Here is a 19,565-nt window from a genome sequence, read left to right as displayed (position 1 = left end):
ACTTTGTAAATAATTCAACTTTGCATAAAAGGAAATACCTGGAGGCAACTTTTGAATAAAAAAGCATGATCATTAATTTCGGCCGGTAAGGGCCGGCATCTACCATCGTTCTCAGCTTATACCATATGAAAATATATTACAGCTTTATTATTTTTATGGCTATTGCCCTGGGCAGCAAGGCACAGCTCCCTCTTAATGGAAAACATTATGCCGATAGCATCCAGCTATCTTTAAAAAAACCGGCACCCGATAGCGCGAAAGCCAGGAGCTGTTTCCGCTTAACAGACTATTTTATCCTGTCTGAAGACACTGTAAAAGCCCGGCAATATTTGCACCTGGGGCTTCAATACAGCAAGGATAATAAATATCTGCAATCTGTTTCCCTGGTTTTTAATGCAGGCGTGTTACCGGGCGCACGACCAGATTCAGCAATAAAAACCTATTTAGAAGCCGAGAAGGAGCTCAAAAAGTATAATACCCGCGACGCTTTTTTAATACGGGCCAAGGGCTGGCACGATTACGCCCGGTTACTGCAATTTAAAAATGACAACCCGGAAGCCTACGTAGATATCCTGCTGAATAAAGCCCTTCCATTGGCCCAACAGGCCGGCGACCTGGGATATACCGGCAAAATTTATCTGGATGTAGCTTTCGCTTTCAAAAACTTAGGCAACTTTAAAAAGGCCGAAGTTTATTTGTTTAAAGCCATTTCTACATTAAAAAATGCACCGGAAGCTCCTCAGTACCTGGCATCGGCCTATCATACTTTGTCTGAAAATTACTCTTTGTCGGGCAAGGCCAAACAGGCCGCGGCTATGCTGGATAGTATGCGGGTTTTACTAACACCTTACCCCGAGGCTGATGACTGGCTCGATTACTATGCCGGCGAGGGCATGCGCCTTACTATAGCCGGACAGTTTGATCAATCGCTCGGCGTTATTGACAAGGGCATTGAACTGGCGCAAAAACTAAAACAGGAATACCCGGAGCAGCGGCTGCTGATGCAAAAATTTTATGCCCTTTATAATAAAAAAGCTTTTCAGCAGGCTAAGGATGTGGCGCTTGACCTTACCCATCGTAAGCCATTCATGAACATGGCCGCCAACAGATCGCAGTTGTTTTACTGCCTGGCTTTAACGGATGAAGAGTTAAAAGACAAGGCCGGCGCTTACGATTGGATGAAACGATATAGCGCATTGAGCGATAGTATTTCCCACAGTACCCTGGAAACCAAAATAAACTCGCTGGAAATAAAATACCAGACCGCCCAAAAACAGAAAAAAATTACGGAACTGGAAGCTGGCAGGCAAAAAGCAGTATTCACCAACTGGTTATTGGGTATAGCCAGTATTATGCTGCTGGTTATCCTGGCTTCCCTCGTTTTTTATTATCGCAACAGCAAAAAACTGGCGCAACAAAAAGAGTTAAATTATCAGCAACAGCTTAAAGATATTGAGCAGCGGCAAAAACTCCAATTTACACAAGCCATGCTCACCGGCGAAGAGCAGGAGCGGCAGCGGGTAGCAAGGGATCTGCATGATGGTTTGGGGGGCATGCTTTCTGGCATCAAAATAAAACTTTCGGGGCAGGCTAAGGCCGGTGGGCACCAGGAACTTGACGGGGTGATACAGCAATTGGACCATTCGGTAACAGAACTGCGGCGCATTGCCCGTAACATGATGCCCGAAAGCTTATTGCGTCTGGGCCTGGAAACCGCACTGCGCGATCTGTGCGAATCGTTAATGAGCGATCAGACACAGATTAAATTTCAGGCATATGATATCCGGAAAGATATGACGGCGGTTATCCAGGCCAATATTTATCGTATTGTACAGGAGCTTTTATCAAACGCGGTACGGCATGCCAGAGCCAGCAAAATTGTATTACAATGCAGCCAAAATGCCGAGATCTTTTTAATAACCATAGAAGATAACGGGATTGGATTTGATACCGTAGCCGGTTTAAAGGCAGAGGGAATAGGGTTTAGCAACATTAAAAACCGGGTAGATTATATGAAAGGAAAAATGGATATAGAATCGGTGATCAACGAGGGTACCATCATTAACATTGAATTGAATGCAGCAGGATAAGATCATACTCGCCATTGTCGACGATCATCCTATGGTGATTGAAGGTTTAAAATCATTATTAAAATCCGAAACGGCTATTTATACCTCAGTAAGCTTTACAAAAGGGCGGGAGTTTATTTCTTTTTTGAGTCAGAACGAGGTAAACCTGGTATTTCTGGATATTAGCTTACCCGATGCTAATGGTATTGAATTGTGTAAAGAGATCAAGAAAATTTCGCCTAAAACTATTGTGCTGGGCCTCAGCAATCAAACCGAACGGAGCATGATGCTGCAAATGCTGCAAAGCGGGGCCAGCGGCTATTTATTAAAAAATGTATCGCCCGATGAATTACTGACCTGTATACAGGAAGCGCTGCATGGCCTGATCACTTTTAGCAGAGAGGCCAAGGAGATTATGGGCCGTCCGTCAAAAGCCGGACTTAACGAAGTGGCTTCCGTTACCAAAAGAGAAAAACAGATTTTGCAGCTACTGGCCCAGGGCAAAACCACAGCAGCCATTGCCACCGAACTGTTCCTGAGCCCACTAACGGTTGATACTCACCGAAAAAATCTGCTGCAAAAGTTTGAAGTAAAAAACACTGCCGAGCTGTTGATGGCCGCCGTACATCAAAAATTGTTGTGAATGAGCCATAAAATTTCAGAAATAGCTATTTAATATATGATGATATTGATCTGCCAGAAACGGCAAATTAATTGGCCAGATCCTGCGGCTTTGGCGTAATCAGCTGAGGCAAAGCAAACGCCCGGGGTGAGCGTAAAAAGCGCCTTAGGTTTGATTTGATGGAGGCAATAAACTCATAATCGCTGGCAGTGGTCACCAGGTAATAACCAGGGCGGTAACGCTGCATAAAATCAGTTAGCTGCTGGTCTTTTAATTGGGTAATGTTGCCTACATAAGTACGGTTAAACCTAAAGTCGATTACATTTTGTTTGTAATCCCGTTCAATAATGCCGCGTAGCTTTTCGGCATTACGGCCACTACGACTTAATGAGTTCCACAAAGCATCAATACCTATGCCAGCTCCCATACCCGGCGCAACCGTAAGCAGATCGTGATTATCCAGAGATCCGTAAATTTTAGTGTAGTCTCTTTTAGTTGCTTCCAGTAGTTTTTGTGGATTGAGCATCGTGTCGCGCACAAAAACCTCTTTCAGCTGTATAGCCGAGCGTTTCATGTAAACAGCCAGTGAGGCATTGTTTTGTAATTGCAGGGTATCGGCGTAATGATCGGGCTTGGTAAAAATAAGTACGTCGCCGGGTTTGGCCTCAATATTAAACTCGCCCTTAAAGGTATTATAAACAGACTTGCCCGTTGTGGCATTCTGCACATTCACTTTGGCAATACGGCCTTTGCTGTCTTTATCAAATACAATACCGTCAACGGTTTTTTGTTGTGCAAAAACCGTTGCAGATAACGTACATAAAAACATTAGCAGCCATATTTTCATTGCAGCGCCAAAAATAAGCGTTCGGCCGTGTCTGGTCATATTATTTAACAACAATTAACAGCTTTTTGATGGTATCAAGTAGTTAGTATCAAGTATCATGATTTCTGGCAGGCTACAGATGTAATTTTAAAAGGCGTGATACTTGATACTAACTACTTGATACTTCCCAGCTACTTCACCACCACCAGCTTCTGGCCAATGGCAATGTGGTCATCAACAATATTGTTTAGCCCCTTTAACTCATCAACTGTTATTCCAAAACGTTTGGATATGTTGTATAGTGTATCGCCTTGTTTAACGGTATATATTTTATCGTCGGGTTTGGTTTTGGCAATCGTATCGGTATCGGCTTTGCCAATATTATTGTTGATCTGCGTCAGCACACGGTCTTCCCGTTTAATCTTGGCAATTTCTCCTTCCGGGCGATCATACTGATCAAGATGGTAGCGTACAATAATATTGATCAGGAGGTCTGGATATTTCGGGTTTGTGGCGTAACCGCATTGTTTTAGTCCGCGAGCCCAACCTTCGTAATCGTTTTTATCCAGCTCAAACAGGCGGGCATAGTTTTTACGTTTCAGGAAAGCGGAGTGATCGCGGTAGGAATCATCGGGATTGTCATACACACGGAAACACTCGTTATGGCTGTCATCATCTTTATAATAACTTTTTCCCCTCCACTCGCTGGTACATTTAATACCAAAGTGGTTGTTGGCAACCTTGGCCAGGTCGCTGTTGCCGCTGCCCGATTCAAATAAACCCTGCGCCAGGGTAATACTTGCCGGGATGCCATATTGGTTCATTTCCTGTATGGCTATGCCTTTAAACCGGTCGATATAGGACAGGGATGTATATGACTGATAGTTAGTAATAGCATCCTGATTCTGTTTTTTGATGGTATTATTATTCTGCCGAACCTGCCTGTTGGAGATAGTTTTCTTTTTGGCCGAGCAGGACGCCAGGCAAATACCCGCTATGAGTAGTAGATAGATTTGTTTTTGCATACGGTTAAACCTTAGTACATGGGTTTAAATATGCCAAATTACAAATGTGAATCAAGAATCGAGAAGCAAGATGTAAGAAAATAGCTAAATGTTGAATATTCATCTGAAAAAAATCAGGAAATGTTTCGGCATACCAACAACCAGCAAAGATTTTTTCTTTATTCTTGACTCTAATTTCCTGGCACTTTAATTATTAATTTGTTTCTGCTAATTGGGGCTTATCGGTCGCCTTGGGCTGATCTTCTGGTTTCTCATCCAGATCATGCAGATCATATTTTTTAATGATGCCCAACACCTGTGAGGCCCATTTACGACTGCCGGCATAACCGCTGCGTTGTATGCCTTTGGCCCAGCCCAGGTAATCATAATGGGTAAGCGCATCCGCCAAGTGGCTGAATTGTTTACGCTCGGTCATGATCCGGGCAAAATCCTGGAAGGAGTCCATTACCGAATCGTATTTTTTATAGGCTGTATGTACTTTTTTATGCCCTTTGTAAAAAACCGCGCCACCGCCGCCTTTTACACCAAACTGGTTGTTTAGGTGTTGCGCCAGGGTGCTGTTACCGCAGGCCGATTCGTGCATGGCTACACCTAAAACGATGCTTGCGGGTATCCCTGTTTCGTGCATGATGCGGATGGCATCATCTCTGAACTTTTCAATGTAAGAACTTGAGGTATTTTTCTGTGCTGAAGCAGCTAATGTTGAGATCAACAATGATGTAATCAGTAAGATTTTCTTCATAATTTATTTTTTTCTGATAACCAGCAGCCCATCGCGTACCGGCAGGATTAGTTTTTCTACCCTGGGGTCAACAGTTATCTGGTCATTTAGTTTGCGGATGTTCTCGGTATCGGTATCTTTTTCGTCACCGTACACCTTTCCTTTCCACAAAACATTATCAATTATTATTAATCCTCCGGACCTGACCTTGTCAAAAGTCATTTGAAAGTAAGTAAAATTATTCTTTTTATCTGCATCAATAAACACCAGGTCGAAATTATCTTCCTCTAAATCAGCAATAATGGCCTCTGCCTGGCCGAAATGCAGCTTTATTTTGTTTTCAACATTTGTTGATTTAAGGTGTGAATTGATGATTTCCTCCATTTCGCGGTTTACTTCAATGGTATGGAGGATGCCGCCTTCCACCAGGCCTTCCGCCAGGCAAATGGCAGAGTATCCGGTAAAAGTGCCTATCTCTAGGATGAGTTTGGGCTGTACCATTTTGCTCAAAAAACTGAGCAAACGGCCCTGATAATGACCCGACAGCATATGCGGACGGAGCACTTTTAAATGCGTTTCCCGGTTGAGCTTTTGCAACGCTGCGGGCTCGGGGTCGCAATGGTCATCTAAGTATGCCTGTAGGTCATGGGGTAGAATATCCATGGCGCAAAGATAAACCGTTGATGGGTTTGATTCCGTTGATTTCGTTGATTTTTGTTGTAAACAGCTGATTATTAATTGATTTTATTTGACTAATCAATTGTCAGAACCGCTGATTTTGATTTATTGAGCTGATTTCGTTGATTCTTTTGTATTGATATTTCTCTTATTTATGTGGTTTTTATAGCTTTATTAAACAAAACCTATAACCCTATATTAATGAAAGAAATAGTAAATAATTCCTATAAATACTCCGATCTGACAGGAAAAATAATAGGTTGCGCAATGAAAGTTCATAGTGCGTTAGGGAGTGGTTTTCAGGAAGTGATTTATCAGCGAGCTTTGGCTATTGAAATGGAAAAACAAGGCTTAGCATTTACCCGAGAACTTGAAATGATGATATACTACGAAGGAATTGAAGTTGGCAAAAGGCGTGTAGATTTTTTGATAGCCGATATAGTTATGGTAGAGATTAAAGCAACATCAAAATTAGAGGACGCACATTTAGCACAAGTAATAAATTATCTGGAAGCCTACAGGCTGGAAACCGGCTTGCTCCTTAACTTTGGCTCAAAAAGCCTTGAGTTTAAACGCATCACTAACGAATACAAATTAGCTAAACAACAATCATCAAATAAAAATCACTGATCGCCCGCAAGATATCAGTGATTAAAATCATCTAAAAAAATCAAAGCATCAGCGAAATCAACGCAATCAAAATAATCTGCGGTCCATGTAGCTTTGCAGCAATATCACGGCCGATATGGTATCAACCAGTTCTTTATTTTGACGGGCCTTTTTACCCATGCCGCTTTGGGCAATAGTGGCTGATGCCATTTTGGAGGTGAAGCGCTCGTCGAGCATTTCGATGGGTATCTCGGGAAAGTTTTTTCTGAGTATAGTCACAAACCCCTTTACATATACAGCCGATTGGGATGGGGTGTTATCCATCTGCTTAGGTTCGCCTACAATAAAGCGCTCCACCTGCTCGGCTTGCAGATAGGTTTTCAGGTAATCTACAATATACTGCGGATGTATGGTGTCCAGTCCGGTAGCGATGATCTGTAAAGGGTCGGTTACTGCGATGCCTATACGCTTGGTACCATAATCAAAAGCCATTATCCGCATAATAGATGTGAGATATGAGATATGAGATATGAGATTTTCATTGTGCAAAGGTATGGGATATTCCTTTTAAACTATTGCTATCGCAACAATCAATTAAATAGCTTATTAACAGATTTTTAATTACAAAAAAGCAAGGCAATCTCACATCTCATATCTCATATCTCATATCTAATTCTTATTTTGCACCAAATGCAGTTTAAAGATATAGTTGGACAAGAAGCTGTAAAGCAAAGATTGGTGAACACGGTAAACGAGAACCGGGTAAGCCATGCGCAGTTATTTTTGGGTCCCGAAGGATCGGGCAGCCTGGCATTGGCTGTTGCTTACGCGCAGTTTTTATCGTGCGAAAATAAACAGCCGGATGATTCTTGCGGCGAGTGCAGTTCCTGCCGCAAGTACCAAAAACTGATGCATCCCGATCTGCATTTCTCATACCCGTTTTTCGCTAAACATAAGGATGATACCGCACTTACTTTTATTGAGCAATGGCGCGAAGCCTTTACCACTAATCCGTACCTGAGCCTGGATGCCTGGCGCGGATACCTCGAAGCCGAAAACAAACAAGCCAATATCAATATAGCCGAGTGCCACCAGATCATTAAAAAGTTAAGTTTTAAGCCTTTTGAATCGGTTTATAAGATCCTGATCCTTTGGCTACCTGAATACCTGGACAAAGAGGGTAACGCGCTGCTAAAAATTATTGAGGAACCACAGCCCAACACGCTGTTTATATTAGTAGCACAAAATCAGGATCAGATACTGAACACCATTCTTTCGCGTACGCAACTAATCAAGATCCCCTGCCTTACTTACGAGGAAATAAAACAACACTTGCTTACCGGGCATAACCAAACCGAGGATGCCGCTGCCGAAATTGCTTATTTGAGCAACGGTAACTTAACCGAGGCCCTCACCATGTTGCAGCAGGACAATAAAGGCTATCATAACCTTTTTGTACAATGGCTGCGCCTTTGCTTTGGTAATAAGGGACTGGAGGTTTTAACCTTTGTTGACCAGTTTGCCAAAATGGGCCGCGAGAACCAGAAAAACTTTTTACGCTATGGTATCAGCTTTATACGCGAATGCTGCCTGCTGATGGCTGGTGCCGGAAACCTGGTACATCTGCCGGCAAAAGAGCTGGAAACCGCGCAAAAAATGACCCAGGTCCTGAGTATCGACAAGGCACAATATATAAGTGATGAGCTTGAAAAAGCACATTATCATGTGGAGAGAAATGCAAACCCTAAAATTTTATTTTTAGATGTATCTTTACAGATTATTAAAATACTAAATTTAAAAACCATCCCTCAGGGGAGTCAATATATACCAAATTAATTATGGGTTGTGGAAGTTGCTCAACAGGTGGCGGATGTTCGCCTGCGGGCTGCAAAAGTAATGGTTCATGCCTTACTAATGGTTGCAGCAAATTAGATGTTTACGATTGGTTGTCACATATGGACATGCCGACAAATTATAAGCCGTTCCCGGTTATTGAAGTAAAATTTAAAGGCTCACGAAAGGAGTTTTTTGTAAATACCGACAATATTTACCTGGAAGCCGGCGAACTGGTAGCTGTAGAAGCCACTACCGGTGGCTATGATATCGGTCACGTATCTTTAACCGGCGAACTGGTGCGCATGCAAATGGTTAAACGCCACGTAAAAGAAGCCGAGGTGGTTAAAAAGATATACCGCAAAGCTACTATTGCCGATGTGGATAAGTGGAAAGCCGCCAAAGATATGGAGTGGGAAACCATGCATAAATCGCGCAAGCTGGCCCTTGACTTGAACCTGAGTATGAAACTGAGCGATGTGGACTACCAGGGCGATAAAACCAAGGCCACTTTTTACTATACGGCCGAAGGCCGCGTTGATTTTAGGGAGCTGATCAAAAAAATGGCCGAAACCTTCCGTATCCGTATCGAGATGCGGCAGATAGGCATGAGACAGGAAGCAAGCCGTCTTGGCGGTATCGGTTCATGTGGTCGCGAACTTTGCTGCTCAACCTGGCTTACCGATTTTAAAACCGTATCCACTTCGGCGGCACGTTATCAGAATCTTTCGCTTAATACCTTAAAGCTGGCTGGCCAATGCGGCAAGCTGAAATGTTGCCTCAACTATGAACTGGACACCTATATGGATGCCCTGAAATATATCCCCGATAACGTGAATGTACTGCGTACCGAAAAGGGTGACGCACGCTTGCAAAAAACGGATATCTTTAAAAAGATCATGTGGTTTAGCTATCCGCGTGAAGAGTCATGGGTGCCTTTGCCTATCAGCAAAGTAAAAGAAATTCAGCAGCAAAATAAAGAGGGTATTATCCCTGCCGATCTGGGCGAACTGGTAGAAGTAGAAACCCAACCGGCTAAAGTGCTTGATTATGAAAACGTGGTTGGGCAGGACAGCTTAACCCGTCTTGACGAGCGCCGCAACAATAATAAAAAGAAGAATAACAATAACCGGAGCCGCAGCAATAAGGACCGCAAACCAGGCAGCCCAGCACCGGATAACCGCGGAGGTAATCAACCCAATCAACCACGCCAGCAGGGGGCAGCAACAGATAAGCCGGCTCCGCAACAGAAGTCCGATGTTCCTAAAGCGCCGCAACCAAACAGGCCGCCACAACAGCAACAGGCTAACCGCCCCCCGCAAGCAGAGGGCGATAAACCGGCCCAGGAAAATCGTAACCGAAACAACAGGCGCAGGCCAAACCGCCCGAATAAAAACAATAGCAACCCACCGCCGGATAGTAAATCAGAATGAAACGGGTATTAAAAACCATTTGTACAATAACAGGTGTTTTGTTGATTGCACTGTTGAGTAGCTGTACCAACTCCAATTGGGTGATGGATAATAATACGCCCATTACCGATCATAACTGGAGTTACGTGAACAGAATAAGGTTTGATTGTAAAATTGATGATGATGCAGCAACCTATAACCTGTACCTGAATTTGCGGGTTACCGATAATTACAAATACTCTAACCTGTTTGTGCTTATCTATGAAACATCACCCGATAAAAAGGTAAGCGTTACCCGGTACGAAGTAAAGCTGGCCGGCCGCGATGGCGAATGGTTTGGCAAAGGATCGGGCAACTTGTATAGTTACCAGGTGCCCTTTAAAACAAATATTAAATTCCCGGTCAAGGGTAATTATCATTTCGAGATCGAACAAAACATGCGCGACAACCCCCTGCATGAGATTAGCGACGTTGGTTTGAGGGTGGAGAAAGCGAAGTAGTTTTTTACTATGTCTTTCGCTAAATTTGATGATATCCGGTATTTAGCCAGCGGTTCACCTCGGCAACAGCAAGCTTATCAATTGTTTACTCAATATCCATTGATGAAACTTCTGAAGAAGTTTCATCCTATACTTGCCGGTACCATTCCTATCAATATCGATATAGAAAACAGTGATTTGGATATTATCTGCTGTTTTAACAGTAAAGCAGATTTCAAAAACGCCATAGCCTTGGCCTTTTCTGATTTTGAGGGTTTCCAGCTTACAGATACTGTTATTAATCAACAGGAAACCATAGTAGCTGCTTTTTCTGTCGATGGCTGGCCAGTGGAGGTTTTCGGTCAGTATATACCTACCAGGCAACAAAACGCCTACCGCCATATGGTAGTTGAATATCTGTTGCTCGAGCATTATGGTGAATCATTCAGGCAACAAGTAATTGAACTCAAAAAACAAGGCTATAAAACCGAGTCTGCTTTTGCCAAATTACTAGGGTTAAATGGCAATCCTTACCTGGAATTACTAAAACCCGGTTTGATTAGCTCGCTTAGCAACAAAAAATAAAACCCGTCAAATTCTGGTACATTTTATTTTTGAAATACTAAAAATATTATCATAATTTTACTAATATTTTTATCAAAATGAGTGGTGATATTTTATTAGTTGTTTCGTTGGTGATCCTGGTGTTATCGGTATTTTTGTTTCTAAAAAAGCCAAAAGCGCAGGAATTGATATCGGCCGAGGAATTGAACCGGCTCCGGAATGAGCAGTATCTGCTTAAAATTAATCTGGCCAAAGCCGAAGAAAAGGGCAGCATCATATCTTCAGAAAAGGAAAATATTATCCAGCTACTAAAAGATGAGAAAACCCGGCTATTGGATGAATTATTATTTGAGCGCACCCAACTGGCCCAGGCCAACCAACAACTGGAAAGCGTTAAATCATATTATCAATCGCAGCAGGAAAAACTACAGGAGCAAAAAGTAGAGGTGGAGCAGATCCGTACGCAGTTTCAGCGTGAATTTGAAAATGTGGCCGAAAAGCTGCTGAAAGAAAAGTCGAAAGAGTTTATTGATGTAAACCGCACCAATCTGGATATGATCCTTACTCCGCTAAAAGAGAACCTTAAGGCGTTCGAGGATAAGGTAGAAAAGGTTTACAATATGGAAGCTGCCGAGCGCAACACGCTGAAAGGGGTAATTACCCAGCTGATGGATCTGAATAAACAGATCAGCGATGAAGCTCAGAATCTAACCAAAGCGCTTAAAGGCGACAATAAAAAGCAAGGTAACTGGGGCGAGGTGATATTGGAGCGAGTATTGGAACGCTCTGGCCTGCTTCGCGACCAGGAATACCGAGTCCAAGCGGCCATGCAAACCGTAGATGGTACCCGTTATCAACCTGATGTGATCATAGACCTGCCCGATGATAAACACCTGGTAATCGACTCTAAAGTGTCACTGATAGCTTATGAGCGCCTGGTGAATGCCGATACAGAAGAAGACAGGAAGCTTTTTGCCAAGGCTCATATAGAGTCTATCCGGGCACATATCAATAGCCTGTCCTCCAAAAAATATCATGATCTGTACAAGATCAATTCACCCGATTTTGTGCTGCTTTTTGTGCCTATTGAATCGTCCTTTAGTATTGCCGTGCAATTGGATGGCGAGCTGTTTAACTATGCCTGGGATAAAAAGGTGGTGATCGTTAGTCCATCAACATTGTTGGCTACGCTGCGTACCATCGCCAGTATGTGGAAACAGGAGCGCCAAAACCGTAACGTACTGGAAATTGCCCGCCTGAGTGGTGATATGTATGATAAGTTTGTGGGTTTCCTGGGCGATATGGACAGTATTGGCCGTAACATCAATCAAACCCAAAGTGCTTATAATACCGCCCTGAACAAACTATCCGAAGGTCGCGGAAATTTAACTACCACTGCCGAGAAGATCAAAAAGTTAGGGGCAAAAGCAGATAAGCAGATCGATCAGAAATTTATTGGGGATGAGTAGATGAACTATTTAACTTATTTGTCATCCTGAAGAACGAAGGATCTATTAGTGAACTTTGCATATTGCATATAGATGCTTCACTGCGTTCAGCATGACAAAAAGAGAGAAAAAAGATGCCCTTACGTTGTCGCTTCCCTTTGCTCATTAAACCAGCCATTAGCCGGTTTTGAAAACAACAGACGCAAGGCTATCAGTTCTATGATGATTTCCATGCTATATAGTACCATAACCAGATTGGTGAATTTCTCCTTTACACTATGATTCAGCAACTGAACTATATTAAACCCAAAGGAAAGCAGGTTAAAAATAACAAACAGAAAAATCAGGATGCGAGCCCATTTTTTACCGGCTGAAACAGCAGTAATCACCAGGCTAATCACAATAAAAACAATAATAAATGGAACGGCGGTAATGCCATCGAGCCAATCGGTGATCATAGACAAGATAAACCCAATATATAGAAATATTACCGAGGTAGCAACCTCCTTTGGTTTGTTGTTATCCTGATCTTGTCCGGTATTAAGCTTTTTGAAAAGACTATTAAACATCTTTATCAATCCTTTTTAAATGCATTCCATCCCTGGGCCTTAAGGGCATGTACGTTCCCTGTTTTGGTAATAAGGTTACAGCCTGCTGAAGGCTCGGTGATATGCCCAATGATGGTGATATCCATCTTGAACTTGATCTTGTCGTAGTCGGCTTGTTTTACGGTAAAAAGCAGTTCATAGTCTTCGCCGCCACTCAGCGCACACACGGTAGGGTCAAGGTTAAATTCGCGGGCGGTTTCATAAGTCATCGGGTCCAACGGGATCTTATCTTCATACAGGTTACACCCCTTATCGCTTTCTTTACAGATGTGCAGTATTTCTGAAGCCAGGCCATCAGATACATCTATCATAGCTGTTGGTTTTACATCGATGCTTTTCAACAATTCCACAATATCCCTACGGGCCTCTGGTTTTAACTGGCGTTCTACGATATAATCTTTGCCTTCCAGATCGGGCTGAATTTTTGGATTTTCCAGGTAAATCTGTTTTTCACGCTCCAACAACTGTAAACCAACATAGGCTCCGCCCAAATCTCCGGATACACAGATCAGGTCGCCTTCGCCAGCTGTATTACGATAGGTTACATCAGCTTCATCGGCATAACCAATAGAGGTTACACTAATCACCAAACCTTGTTTTGACGAAGTAGTATCACCACCAACCAGGTCAACATTATATTTTTCGCAGGCTATGTAAATGCCCTCGTATAGTTCTTCAATAGCTTCCAGCGGAAATTTGCTCGACATCCCGATAGATACTGTAACCTGTGAAGCGGTACCATTCATCGCATAAATATCACTCAGGTTTACCTGTATGGCTTTGTAACCTAAATGCTTTAAAGGAGTATAAGCCAGATCAAAATGAATGCCCTCTAATAGCATGTCGGTACTTACCAACACTTTTTTGCCGGTAAAATCAAGTACAGCGGCATCATCGCCAACACCTTTTACGGTACTTGGTTGGGTTAGCTTTATGTTTTTTGTAAGATGTCCTATTAAGCCAAATTCGCCCAAGTCCTCTAAATTCGTCCTGTCCTGATTTTCAAACATTTCTTTTAAACTATAATAATCTGCAAAAGTACAAAATTGTCCATCGCATTACCGAATGGTTACAATTACCGGTATAAAAAATTTCGGGCTGTCGCAAAACCCGCGTGATGTCTTCCGCCGAAGGCGGGAAATTTTTTTGAGATTTCAGGCCCCTTAGCAATTTTTCCACCGGTAGCGCAACAAGGCCCGATATTCGCTGAAGGCGGAAAAAATTTTTAGGATTTTTAGGTCCACAACAAAATCCTTTCCTTTATAAACCCAGTTGCGCCGATATTTCCAGCATACGCTCAATAGGTTTTACTGCACGTTCAATAATATGTTCAGGTACCGTAATTTCAGGCGATCCGTTTTTTAAGCATAGGTACAGTTTTTCTAATGTGTTCCGTTTCATATGCGGACAATCGTTACAAGCGCAATTATTATTCGGTGGTGCCGGAATAAAAGTTTTATCCGGATTTTCCTTTTGCATCTGGTGTAGTATGCCTGCTTCGGTAGCTACAATAAATTCTTTATCCGGGTGACTGCCAGCATATTTTAATATCCCGGTTGTCGAACCTATATAATCGGCCATCTTCAATATAACTTCCTCACATTCAGGATGTGCCAGTAATTTGGCATTAGGATATCTTTCCTTGAGTTTAGTTATCTTTTCTCTCGAAAAAATTTCATGAACCATACAGGCTCCATTCCAAAGTACCAGGTCCCGTCCTGTTTTTTTAGCCACATAAGCACCCAGGTTTTTATCCGGCCCAAATATGATCTTTTGATCTTTTGGTAAGCTCTCTACAATGGCCACAGCATTACTTGATGTACAAACAATATCACTTAAAGCTTTCAATTCGGCCGTGCAGTTTACATAGGTGATCACCAGGTGATCGGGATAGTTTTCCTTAAACTTTCTAAATAAATGAGGCGGACAACTATCTGCTAATGAGCAACCTGCCTTTAAGTCGGGTAATAAAACTTTTTTGTTAGGTGACAGTATTTTGGCAGTTTCGGCCATGAAGTGTACCCCGGCGAAAACGATAATATCGGCGTCAGTTTTTGCGGCCTGCTGTGAGAGCCCCAAACTATCTCCAATATAATCCGCAATATCCTGGATATCGGGTTCCTGGTAATAATGCGCCAAAATAACTGCATTTTTTTCCTTTTTAAGTTTTTCAATTTCATCAAAAAGATCCAGCGTGGGGTCGATGTATTCGTCCACAAATCCTTTCACATTTAATTCTTCGAAGATATCCATTTCAACATTTCAATTAATAACAACTACTTTTTTATATAAATAAAACTATTGTTTATTGGTGTGTTAGTAATGTGCAAAAGTCGGTATATATTTTGTTTCATTAATTAGTTTTCACATTTTACTAACAGTTATCCACATCTTTTGATCTTATATTTGATTGATTTTGTGATTTGTATGACAATCAAATTTTATTAAAAAAAGTTTTATGTTAATATTTTGTGAGTGGGTAAAATGTTAGGTATATGACTTTAGTACCTCAAAAGTCGCTCAAAAATTATTCATATTAGCATCAAAAATGGTGGTTATCCACAATTTGATTATTTACTGGTTATTTGTTTACATAAAGTTAACACGTTTTATACGGGTTATTAACACAAGTGGTACTTTTACACACATTATACATTTAAGATGACTAAAACTGTTGATTTTTTAGTAGTGGGATCGGGAATAGCCGGATTGAGTTTTGCACTAAAAGCAGCCAAACATGGTAAGGTTCTGATAGTTACAAAATCAAATGAGGATGAATCAAACACGAAGTATGCCCAGGGAGGTGTTGCGGTGGTTGTGGATAAAAAGGAAGATTCTTTTGAAAAACATATAGAAGACACCTTAATATCGGGTGATGGCCTTTGCGACAAAGAAGTTGTAGAAGCGGTTGTTAAAGAAGGACCGGCCCGAATTAATGAAATTATTGATTACGGAACCAATTTCGACAAGACCAATGAAGGTTTTTATGACCTGGCTAAAGAAGGAGGGCATTCGGAATTTAGGGTATTACATTATAAAGATGTAACAGGCTGGGAAATAGAACGTTCTCTATTAGAAGAGATCCATAAAAATCCAAATATTGAGATATTAACACATTATTTCGCGGTTGATCTGATCACTCAGCATCATTTGGGTGAGCTGGTAGGTAAATCCAGTACCGACATCACTTGCTATGGTATTTATGCTTTCAACACCGAAAGTAATATTGTAGAAAAGATATTATCAAAGGTAACCGTAATGGCATCTGGTGGCGCAGGGCATATATATGCGGTGACTACTAATCCAACAATTGCTACCGGTGATGGAGTTGCCATGGTTTACAGAGCTAAAGGAAAAGTAAGGAATATGGAATTTATACAGTTCCACCCCACAGCTTTGTATAATCCCGGTGAGTATCCTTCTTTTTTGATATCTGAAGCGGTACGTGGTTTTGGAGGTGTACTGAGACGTACTAATGGGGAAGAGTTTATGCAGGAGTATGATCCGCGTAAATCATTAGCTCCGCGGGATATTACTGCACGGGCTATTGATGCCGAGATCAAGAAATCAGGTGAGGATTTTGTGTATCTGGATATCAGGCATCGCAGTAAAAAAGATATTTTAAATCATTTTCCTAATATATATGCCAAATGCCTGGAGATAGGTATTGATATGACCAAGGATATGATACCGGTTGCTCCGGCCTGTCATTATATGTGTGGGGGCATTATGGTAAGTCATGTTGGGCAGTCATCTATATTACGATTATATGCTTGTGGTGAATGTTCATCAACAGGTTTACATGGTGCTAATCGGTTGGCATCCAATTCATTATTAGAAGCATTAGTTTTTGCGCATCGGATATATAAAGATGCGGTAAGTAAATTTCAGGATTTTGTTATCCCGGATAATATCCCTGATTGGGATGAAAAAGGTGTACAGTTATCTAATGAAGATATCCTGGTAACACACAACGTACGTGAAATGCAAAAGCTGATGAATGACTATGTAGGTATTGTACGTTCTGATTTCAGGTTAGAAAGGGCGTTGAGGAGGTTAGGTTTATTGTATGAGGAAACAGAATCTTTTTATAAGAAAACAAAACTATCCGTAAAACTTTGCGAGCTACGTAATCTTATCCAGGTTTCCTTTATCGTTGTAAAATCAGCTATGTTGAGGAAGGAAAGTAGAGGTTTACATTATACAACAGATTACCCGGTACATGCGGAGAAAGTGGAGGATACGGTTTTTTAAAAACTGCTGTTTGTCATTCTGAATGAAGTGAAGAATCTATTGGGCTGTTTGCATATAGGTTAATGGATCCTTCGTTTCTCAGGATGACAATTAATAAGAGTGTATTAAGGTTGAGCGGAAAACGGGATTCGAACCCGCGGCCTTCAGTTTGGGAAACTGATGCTCTACCAGCTGAGCTATTTCCGCTTAAATTTGTATTCAAACATAAATAAAAAGTACATCAAATCAATAGTTCAATAATTAAAATATGCCTGTTATATTGCCTGTTAAAGATAAAATCCCGGTTTGGGGTGAGGATTGTTTTATTGCTCCAAATGCTACCATTGTAGGTGATGTTGTGATGGGTAAAAATTGTTCAGTTTGGTTTAATGCGGTGATCCGGGGCGATGTGCATTATATTAAAATAGGGGACAATACCAATATACAGGATGGAGCAATAATACACGCTACTTATTTAAAGGCAGCTACGAATATAGGCAGCAATGTTTCTATAGGTCACAACGCCTTGGTGCATGGCTGTACATTGCATGATCATACCTTAGTAGGCATGGGTGCCATTGTGATGGATCACGCTGTAGTGAACGAGTTTGTAATCATAGCAGCAGGTGCTGTAGTACTGGAGAACACTATTTGTGAATCAGGATATCTATATGCAGGTATCCCCGCAAAAAAGATTAAGCCGCTAACTGATGAACAGAAAGTAATGCTTAAACAGCTCCCCAATAATTATATCATGTACTCCGGTTGGTTTAAGGAGTAATGGGCTCTTTAGGCACTGTTATGGCTTCCTCTGCTTCCCAGTTTGGTCTTAACGATATTATCTTTTCACTTACCCAAATATGTTCCGGCTGTTTTCTCAGATGTACGTTGCCGCTATCCCATTTACCGTTTTTATTTTCATCATAAATTACCCGGAATATATATTTACCTGTAATGATATTTTTGTAAACGATAGAGCCATTGCGTTTTATAGGATCACTTTGTAAAACTTTCTTTTGTTCGTTTAGCAATTCAACAACATATGCTTTTCCGGTATCCGGAAGCGTAACTTTTAAAGTGAGTGTGCTGTAATTATCTGTTTTATCTATCTGGAACTTTTTTGATATTCTTTTATTCTTATCACCATAAATAGAGGTAAATGCAGCTTCGTTAAAAATAAGTTCGTATTTACTGCCTTGCCGCCAACGGTATTTCACAGTTAGTTTTTTAAAGTTACCGGTATCTTTTTGTAGCGTAAGGTCACTGGTAGCAACAGAAACAGAATCCTCATTAAGCGTGATGAGTGAGTTGTCAAAGTTTTCTATGGGCAAGCTGGCTGTCAACTTCAAATCTGTACCAGGCTTTAACAGGTTGTTGCCATTAATGTTATACTGAAAGGTTAATGATCGCTGGAAGCTCTCCTTTTTACCCTTTAAAAGCGAAGTAGAGTCGATAGGTTTACCATTATCAAATACAGCCACCCTGATAGAATCGAAATTCATATTTCGCAGATAAACAGATGCCGTATCTTTTGTTTTACTAAAATCTACCTGTTTTTGTTTATCAATATCTGCAGGGTAGATAACTTTTATGGAAGGATTGGCTAAGGCCTTATTAAAAACAAAAAGTAATTTTCCGTCGGTATCAAACCGTTTTTCAGAAAATCTGAATTTTTCTGGAATTTGCTTGAAGAGATTCAATTGAACGTTTGAGGTATCAGATCTGAGGTGGATGGTCTTTTTTAAGAAAGCGATTAGTTCCTGATCGTTGTCAAATATTTTATTAGGAGATGCTTCTTTCAAGGCATAGATCCGGTAATCATCTTCGCGCAAATTATTTAAACTAAAATTTCCGGAAGAATCTGTAGTTGCAAAAATACTTGGTTTCTTTTTGCCGAAAAGGAGAGAGTCTTGCTTTAACGTAAAAAGCATCACGGTTACATCTTTTTCTTTCTCCTGGGTCAAAGTATTGGTAACACTTCCCGAGATGCTTAAGGAATCAATATGCGGACCGGTCGAAAAAACATAAGTGAAATTCTTAAGCACGTTACCTTCATTAACATCCTGGATAGCTTTTCCAAAATTGATAACATAAGTAGTATTTTTTTGAAGCGAGTCCTTAAGTTTTATTTTTAAGATTCTTTTGCTGGAAGTGTACTCCGGTTGTTTTTCCATCGCCGGGCTCATGCTTATTTCCTGGTACTGATTGGTGAGTTTGATAAACTCATCAAATTCGAGGTCAATTTCCTTGGCTTTAAAATTCCGAGTTTTATTGGCTGGTATTGCCTTCACCAATTTTGGTGGAGTAAGGTCACGCGGACCTCCCTGGGGAGGTTGTTGAGCTGCGCAGCCAAAAAGAATTAAAAGTGCCAAAAAAGAGAATGGAAAATTGTGAAAATTGACCCGTTTTTTGTTTAACATGGTTTTTAGGCGATATAA

At 41.2% G+C, this 19,565-nt stretch carries 19 protein-coding genes and 1 tRNA gene; 10 read left to right on the top strand and 10 right to left on the bottom strand.

Annotated elements, in window-relative coordinates; translation table 11 throughout:
- The first annotated feature begins 125 nt into the window (after positions 1-125).
- Entirely contained in the window at positions 126-2,090 is a 1,965-nt protein-coding gene (locus BW976_RS04990) for a sensor histidine kinase (protein WP_084192072.1), read from the top strand.
- The gene (locus BW976_RS04985; protein WP_076371058.1) at positions 2,077-2,712 is read left to right on the top strand and encodes a response regulator transcription factor; all 636 of its coding nucleotides are present in this window, start codon (positions 2,077-2,079) and stop codon (positions 2,710-2,712) included. Before BW976_RS04990 ends, BW976_RS04985 begins: the two co-directional genes overlap by 14 nt.
- Positions 2,713-2,779: 67 nt before the next feature.
- On the opposite strand, the gene BW976_RS04980 is transcribed toward BW976_RS04985, so the two are convergent.
- The 4 genes from BW976_RS04980 to BW976_RS04965 form a co-directional block, all read right to left on the bottom strand.
- On the bottom strand, positions 2,780-3,577 hold the full coding sequence (locus tag BW976_RS04980) for a hypothetical protein (protein WP_084192071.1): 798 nt from the start codon (positions 3,575-3,577) through the stop codon (positions 2,780-2,782).
- A gap of 131 nt (positions 3,578-3,708) precedes the next feature.
- Entirely contained in the window at positions 3,709-4,542 is an 834-nt protein-coding gene (locus tag BW976_RS04975; RefSeq protein ID WP_076371056.1) for a glucosaminidase domain-containing protein, read from the bottom strand.
- A 193-nt stretch (positions 4,543-4,735) separates the two neighbouring features.
- Positions 4,736-5,284 (bottom strand): glucosaminidase domain-containing protein, encoded by a 549-nt coding sequence (locus BW976_RS04970; RefSeq protein WP_076371054.1) that lies wholly within the window; start codon positions 5,282-5,284, stop codon positions 4,736-4,738.
- A 3-nt stretch (positions 5,285-5,287) separates the two neighbouring features.
- A complete protein-coding gene (locus BW976_RS04965; RefSeq protein WP_076371052.1) occupies positions 5,288-5,926 on the bottom strand; it encodes an O-methyltransferase in 639 nt (212 codons plus the stop codon).
- Between the two features lie 216 nt (positions 5,927-6,142).
- On the opposite strand from BW976_RS04965, the gene BW976_RS04960 reads away from it, so the two are divergent.
- A complete protein-coding gene (locus tag BW976_RS04960; protein WP_076371843.1) occupies positions 6,143-6,571 on the top strand; it encodes a GxxExxY protein in 429 nt (142 codons plus the stop codon).
- 66 nt (positions 6,572-6,637) lie between these two features.
- On the opposite strand, the gene ruvX is transcribed toward BW976_RS04960, so the two are convergent.
- Positions 6,638-7,051: a Holliday junction resolvase RuvX gene (gene ruvX / locus BW976_RS04955; protein WP_076371050.1), complete on the bottom strand. Its 414-nt coding sequence runs from the start codon at positions 7,049-7,051 to the stop codon at positions 6,638-6,640.
- A gap of 189 nt (positions 7,052-7,240) precedes the next feature.
- Here ruvX and BW976_RS04950 point away from each other — a divergent pair, with 189 nt between their 5' ends.
- The 5 genes from BW976_RS04950 (at position 7,241) to BW976_RS04930 (ending at position 12,307) form a co-directional block, all read left to right on the top strand.
- Entirely contained in the window at positions 7,241-8,386 is a 1,146-nt protein-coding gene (locus tag BW976_RS04950) for a DNA polymerase III subunit (protein ID WP_076371048.1), read from the top strand.
- Between the two features lie 2 nt (positions 8,387-8,388).
- On the top strand, positions 8,389-9,816 hold the full coding sequence (locus BW976_RS04945; RefSeq protein ID WP_084192070.1) for a PSP1 domain-containing protein: 1,428 nt from the start codon (positions 8,389-8,391) through the stop codon (positions 9,814-9,816).
- The gene (locus BW976_RS04940; RefSeq protein ID WP_076371044.1) at positions 9,813-10,295 is read left to right on the top strand and encodes a gliding motility lipoprotein GldH; all 483 of its coding nucleotides are present in this window, start codon (positions 9,813-9,815) and stop codon (positions 10,293-10,295) included. The genes BW976_RS04945 and BW976_RS04940 overlap by 4 nt, the downstream gene beginning before the upstream one ends.
- A 9-nt stretch (positions 10,296-10,304) precedes the next feature.
- A complete protein-coding gene (locus BW976_RS04935) occupies positions 10,305-10,859 on the top strand; it encodes a DUF4269 domain-containing protein (RefSeq protein ID WP_076371042.1) in 555 nt (184 codons plus the stop codon).
- Positions 10,860-10,936: 77 nt separating this feature from the next.
- Positions 10,937-12,307, top strand: coding sequence for a DNA recombination protein RmuC (locus BW976_RS04930; protein ID WP_076371040.1), 1,371 nt, complete (start codon positions 10,937-10,939; stop codon positions 12,305-12,307).
- Positions 12,308-12,426: 119 nt separating this feature from the next.
- On the opposite strand, the gene BW976_RS04925 is transcribed toward BW976_RS04930, so the two are convergent.
- The 3 genes from BW976_RS04925 to nadA all read right to left on the bottom strand — a co-directional run bounded on the left by BW976_RS04925 (position 12,427) and on the right by nadA (position 15,147).
- On the bottom strand, positions 12,427-12,855 hold the full coding sequence (locus tag BW976_RS04925) for a hypothetical protein (RefSeq protein ID WP_076371038.1): 429 nt from the start codon (positions 12,853-12,855) through the stop codon (positions 12,427-12,429).
- A gap of 5 nt (positions 12,856-12,860) precedes the next feature.
- The gene (thiL, locus tag BW976_RS04920; protein WP_076371036.1) at positions 12,861-13,904 is read right to left on the bottom strand and encodes a thiamine-phosphate kinase; all 1,044 of its coding nucleotides are present in this window, start codon (positions 13,902-13,904) and stop codon (positions 12,861-12,863) included.
- A gap of 250 nt (positions 13,905-14,154) precedes the next feature.
- Positions 14,155-15,147: a quinolinate synthase NadA gene (nadA, locus tag BW976_RS04915; RefSeq protein WP_076371034.1), complete on the bottom strand. Its 993-nt coding sequence runs from the start codon at positions 15,145-15,147 to the stop codon at positions 14,155-14,157.
- Positions 15,148-15,555: 408 nt separating this feature from the next.
- Here nadA and nadB point away from each other — a divergent pair, with 408 nt between their 5' ends.
- On the top strand, positions 15,556-17,148 hold the full coding sequence (gene nadB / locus BW976_RS04910) for an L-aspartate oxidase (protein ID WP_076371032.1): 1,593 nt from the start codon (positions 15,556-15,558) through the stop codon (positions 17,146-17,148).
- 113 nt (positions 17,149-17,261) lie between these two features.
- Here nadB and BW976_RS04905 read toward each other — a convergent pair.
- Positions 17,262-17,334 (bottom strand) — tRNA-Gly (locus tag BW976_RS04905).
- Positions 17,335-17,395: 61 nt separating this feature from the next.
- Between BW976_RS04905 and BW976_RS04900 the strand changes: the two genes are divergently transcribed.
- The gene (locus BW976_RS04900) at positions 17,396-17,908 is read left to right on the top strand and encodes a gamma carbonic anhydrase family protein (RefSeq protein WP_076371030.1); all 513 of its coding nucleotides are present in this window, start codon (positions 17,396-17,398) and stop codon (positions 17,906-17,908) included.
- Here BW976_RS04900 and BW976_RS04895 read toward each other — a convergent pair.
- Complete coding sequence (locus tag BW976_RS04895) at positions 17,898-19,547, bottom strand: Ig-like domain-containing domain (RefSeq protein ID WP_076371028.1); 1,650 nt, start codon at positions 19,545-19,547, stop codon at positions 17,898-17,900. The two genes, BW976_RS04900 and BW976_RS04895, sit on opposite strands and share 11 nt — an antisense overlap.
- Between the last annotated feature and the right edge of the window lie 18 nt (positions 19,548-19,565).

Origin of the sequence: Mucilaginibacter lappiensis (assembly GCF_900155965.1) — a bacterium.
Taxonomy (GTDB): domain Bacteria; phylum Bacteroidota; class Bacteroidia; order Sphingobacteriales; family Sphingobacteriaceae; genus Mucilaginibacter; species Mucilaginibacter lappiensis.
The sequence above is the reverse complement of the archived record's forward strand: the minus strand, read 5'-3'. Positions and strand labels throughout refer to the sequence as shown.